Genomic DNA, 4,930 nt, shown 5'->3' with positions numbered 1-4,930 from the left:
TGTCTGTATAATTCTTCGCTGACTGCAATGTATCTGCGCATCTTGTATCTGTATATTCTTTAGCTGATTTCAGCGCCGCACTTGCCGAACCGGATTCATCATAACTCCCTCCTCCGCCTCCTGTACTGGAGCTTGAAACTGTACTGACTGAATTACTTATCTGTCCTGTAATAGTTGCTGTTTCAGTACCCAGACAAATTTTATTTGCAGTCGGATCGGTCAAGTTTAACGATAATTTTGATACAACATACAACGCATTTTCTAAATTATGGGGTTTAGAATTTACACGTACGTACTGCGCAATTTTAAATCTGTCTATTTCCGTATTTACTCCCGATAGATCCGCCGCCGTAAGCTCTATTGACAACGCTTTACCCATAGATTTTAAATGTGATTCTCCGTATCTCACCAACGTACCCGGCAACACAACATCGTCAAAAATCAGTACTTTTTCTATCCAGCCGTATTTTTCTACTGCTGACTGTGAATACAGACAATTCAGATATGTTGTAGTTCCGCCTACTTTTCCCGTTACCTGAAATATATCCTTTGAATCGGTAATAGATTGGGACGCATTCCAACCGCCTATATTATGACGTGATCCGCTCCCCTCCTCTCCTCCGTCCATACGTTCTTTACCAAGAGGAATTACCGCTGTCACCAGACTGTCCGCTTCTATATTTTTCTTAAAACTTAAAAGATTTTCTCCTAATTCTATTTTCTGACTGCAAGTCACAGACGGACTGCTTAAATAATCAATATAATTTCCGTCCTCCTCATGCCTTATATAAAGATATCCTCCGTACCTTTCTATCAACTTCTGCTGTATTGATTCATATGTATTCAGAAATGTACTGTCCGCCGCTGAAATCAGGTTATCTGTATTGGAATTATCTCCGTCTGTTACATTTACTATCCCTATTTTAAATGAATGTATATTATCTATACCCGCTTTTTCATTGTGACGCTGAATAAAAAACGTCAGTAATTCGTGTATTGTTTTACGGCTTTCTCCTTCGGAATAATCGTAATTCTGCTGAATCGTATCACACAGAAACGCCAATTCTCCTTCACATATAACCTTTTTTTCGTTGTAAAATCCTAATTCCGTACTCAGTACCCTTCCTCGGAAAAGCGGCTCTGCTTCACCGTCTTTCACTATCTGTACTATTGATTTTGTATTATCTGTCAATTCATAGCACGGATGCGATGGATACATTGTAAACGTAAACGTTCCGGCAGCATTTACCGCAAGGTCAACCTGAGGATTAATTAATTCATACCCAGGACGGTCGTACTTTCCTGTTCCAAAGAAAAATTGTCCGTCAATTGTTACTATATACATTATTCCCTCCTTACAGTTTTGCCTGCGGTATTGCTATGCTTACCGTTCCCGACGTTTCTGTTGAAATTTTTATATCATGAACACCGCTTATTACTACTGGTATAGCAGAGCCTGGACTGGTAAGATTTGTATACTTTCCGTATAAAACGCCGTCAATGTACAAATCCCATCTTTTCACATTATCTGAAACAGAAAATTTCGCCCTTACAACTTTTCTTCCGAAATCTATTTGAAAATCGGTTTCTCTTTCAAATCCGAAATTACGGTCGGCGTATTCCTGTATGGAAAGCGTCCCGTCACTGGAAACATATCGGTTTAAAAGTGCCAAATCTTCCTTCGTTACCATACCGTCAAGATTCATATCAGCACGCGTTATCTGGTCTTTAGTTATTGCGCTTGCCCCTATTAATCCGTTCAATTTACCCGAATCAATCACATCAATAACACCGTCCTTATTCACGTCTCCGTATCCGGCAGGGAAAGTCACAGATTTCAAGGTTTTCGTTATAACCTTATCGGTTATACTCACTTTATACGGCTCGCAGTCGCATTCAATTATTATTCTGCTGATTCGGCTTTCCGTAAGACTGATCGACGTAATCCTGCCGATATAACGGTAACCTGAATCATCGTCCAGTATAATACTGTCAAAATGTTTGCCATGCAAACTATTTTGTATATCCGAATACATTGAAAGCAGTTCATTTCCTAAAAGTTCAGTACTGAATTCAAGTTTGATTTTCCTGTTGTTGTATTTTACATCACCGAAATATTCCGTCATATCAAGACTGCCGTCTGCGCCCGGGATATCAACTGTTTCAAGCTTTGGGGACGGTGTTTCAATAGTTTTCTTTGAAAGTACCAGTCCATAGCTGCTTGTATGGATTTCTCCAAATTTTACTCCCTTATACATTAACGCAGTCCCCTCCTTTTCATTCTGCTTATATTACCTAGCGCTCCGTCCATTGCAGGGGCGATTTCTCCTACCAGCGCACCGCTGTCAAGGTACACCTTTTGTCCCTTGATTACTTCAATCAGCTCGTTTAGCTTGTTTAGTATCGCTGTGTTGGACGGTGCTCCGCCCATAGAATCAGTAACCTTTGCGGCAACTTTGTCAATCCATTCGGTATTGTTTTCTAGTGGGACTATAGCTTCTGCTCCGTCTTCGCCGACAAGTCTTGTCTGTGCTCGTGTTACGATACCGCCTGTTGCCGTTTTGGGATAAGAACCACCACCGCCGCCATGATATGAACCCGATGAACCTATATGTATATTTCCGGCAAAAACAGATAATGCATTACTTATCGCATCTGCCGAACTGTATACTATAGACAATACTCCATTTACCCAATCATTACCCTTAGATGCACCTATTGAATATGCATCAACTGAATTCAAACTGTTAGACGCAGCATCTCCTAAATCATTACCGGCTTGTTTTACGTCCCCTTCTTTAGATTTAAGTCCGCCTGCATAAGCATCGCCTTGTTCTTCGGCAGTTTTAGCAACAAAAAACTTTCCGTATGCTGCTTGTTCTTTTGCATATATTACACGTTCTCCTTGTGAATCTATCATATCTTTGGTAATAAGAGAGTTTCCCTTTTTAGAAGCTTTTACCATATCTTTATATTTCTTTTCTTCATCAAGTACCTGCTGATCTAGCAGGTCTTGACTTGCCTGCCCAGCTCTCAACATGTTATTATGAAAATTATCAACCGCCCCTGCTATTGAATCAAGATTTCCAGATGCGGTAGCCACACTTAAATCACTGTAGGTTTTCATAGCCGATGTTTTTTCTGCAACAGTTTTCTCGTGCTCAGCTATGCTATTATCTAATTCATCAATTTGTGCTTGTATTCCATCAACTTTTTCCTGCGCTTTATCATCGTTCCATAAATTACGGAAAAAACCTGCCAAACCTTGATCTCCACTATAACTGTCAAGTTCGTCATCTAATGCTGCCTTGGCATTAAATAAATCTAACTCCAGTTGATCACGATCGGAATATAAAGAAGCAAGCGCTGCCGCATCATCGTCAAGACTGTCCTTATACGAATAGTATGTTTCTCGCTGTGAATCCAAAAGTGTTTCAGCTTCTTTCAGCAACATTGTTTCTTTAATTTCTTCCTGTAAATCTTTGTAACCATCAATTTGATTACCTGTTAGCGAATATTCTGTTCCTAGTGCATCATTCAATTCACCTAAAATATAATCTACTCTTTCCTTATTGGCATCAGTTACACGACCGTTTTCATCTACAAGATTATCTAACTCACTTGCTAAATCTCTATAACTGTCATATTCGTTTTTTATTGATGTATTATTATCATTAAATGTTTGTATCAAATCCTTATTTTTCTCAATTAATTCATTGGTTTTATCAACATGCTTTTGCGTTTCATCATCTAATTTACGAAAACTTTCAACCATGCTATCATGCTTAGATTTAACAGCTGCACCCAGTGCAACTATAGCAGCAATTCCAACTGATGCCCAACTAAATGGATTTGAAGATTTTAAAATATCCATTGTACGCTTGTATGCACTGACAATTTCTTTTCCTTTTGATATAACAGCGTTTACAGTTTTAAACGCAAGAAGTCCGGCAATAACTCCTTTTACAACGCCTTTAAAATTTTCTGCACTTCTGCTGCCTTTTGAAAGCCATTCTATAAAATCAAGAAACTTATCGCCAATCTCCGATATCACGTCAACTGTTTTTTCAAAAGCTTCCTTAAGAAACGATATTGATTTTTCAGTAATGTCACTTTCTTCCGCAATATTTTTAATACGTTTTATTAACGGTCCGAATTTATCTTCCAACTTATCAATGACGGCTATAATAGATTTCTGTATCTTTGGCAGCCAATCTGTAGCCTTCTTCACAAGATTACGCAGAACCGGAGTAAGCTTATCTGAAATGGCGATTTGTGCACCTTCCAATGCGGATTTAAAAAGCGTAACATCGCCCTCTAGATTATCAAGCCTAATTTCTGCCATTTTCTCAGACGCGCCCGTACAATTTTTTATAGAATCTGTAAGCTTATCGAAATCTTCATCGCTTGAATTAATCAACGCTAACAGTCCCGACATTCCTTCTTTTCCGGCAATTGCAGAAGCGTACTGGGTTTTCTGGACTTCGTCAAGGTCTGCAAAGCTTATTCGCAAATCAGACAGCGTTTCTCCGAATGATTTAGTTTTTCCGTCTGAATCTGTTAATGATATACCAAGATCGTCCATCGCTCCGGCTACCTTATCAGTAGGAGAAGCAAGATTTGTTATAATATTTCTCAATGACGTACCAGACTGTGAACCCTTGATTCCTGCATTCGCCATAAGTCCTATTGCCGCTGACATATCTTCAATGTTATATCCCATGGCTCCCGCAAGAGGAGCAACATATTTAAACGTTTCTCCCATCATGCCTACATTGGTATTTGCATTTGTTGCGGTCTGCGCCAGTACGTCCGCAAAATATGTGCTCTGGTCTGCACTCATTCCGAAAGCAGTCATAGCGTCCGTTACAATATCAGAGGTTGTAGCCAAATCTTCACCGGAAGCTGCCGCTAAATTCATTACTCCGGC

At 39.5% G+C, this 4,930-nt stretch carries 3 protein-coding genes; all 3 read right to left on the bottom strand.

What is annotated here, in order from left to right; all coding sequences use genetic code 11:
- On the bottom strand, positions 1 to 1,345 hold a 1,345-nt coding region (locus OCV67_RS11640), incomplete at its 3' end, for a phage tail protein (protein ID WP_178085119.1).
- A gap of 10 nt (positions 1,346 to 1,355) precedes the next feature.
- A complete protein-coding gene (locus tag OCV67_RS11635; RefSeq protein ID WP_147644133.1) occupies positions 1,356 to 2,258 on the bottom strand; it encodes a dockerin type I repeat-containing protein in 903 nt (300 codons plus the stop codon).
- Positions 2,258 to 4,930 (bottom strand): phage tail tape measure protein (locus tag OCV67_RS11630; RefSeq protein WP_147644134.1); only part of this gene is annotated, 2,673 nt, incomplete at its 5' end. The genes OCV67_RS11635 and OCV67_RS11630, both read right to left, overlap by 1 nt.

Origin of the sequence: Porcipelethomonas ammoniilytica (genome assembly GCF_025567485.1) — a bacterium.
Classification (GTDB): domain Bacteria; phylum Bacillota; class Clostridia; order Oscillospirales; family Ruminococcaceae; genus Porcipelethomonas; species Porcipelethomonas ammoniilytica.
The sequence above is the reverse complement of the archived record's forward strand: the minus strand, read 5'-3'. Positions and strand labels throughout refer to the sequence as shown.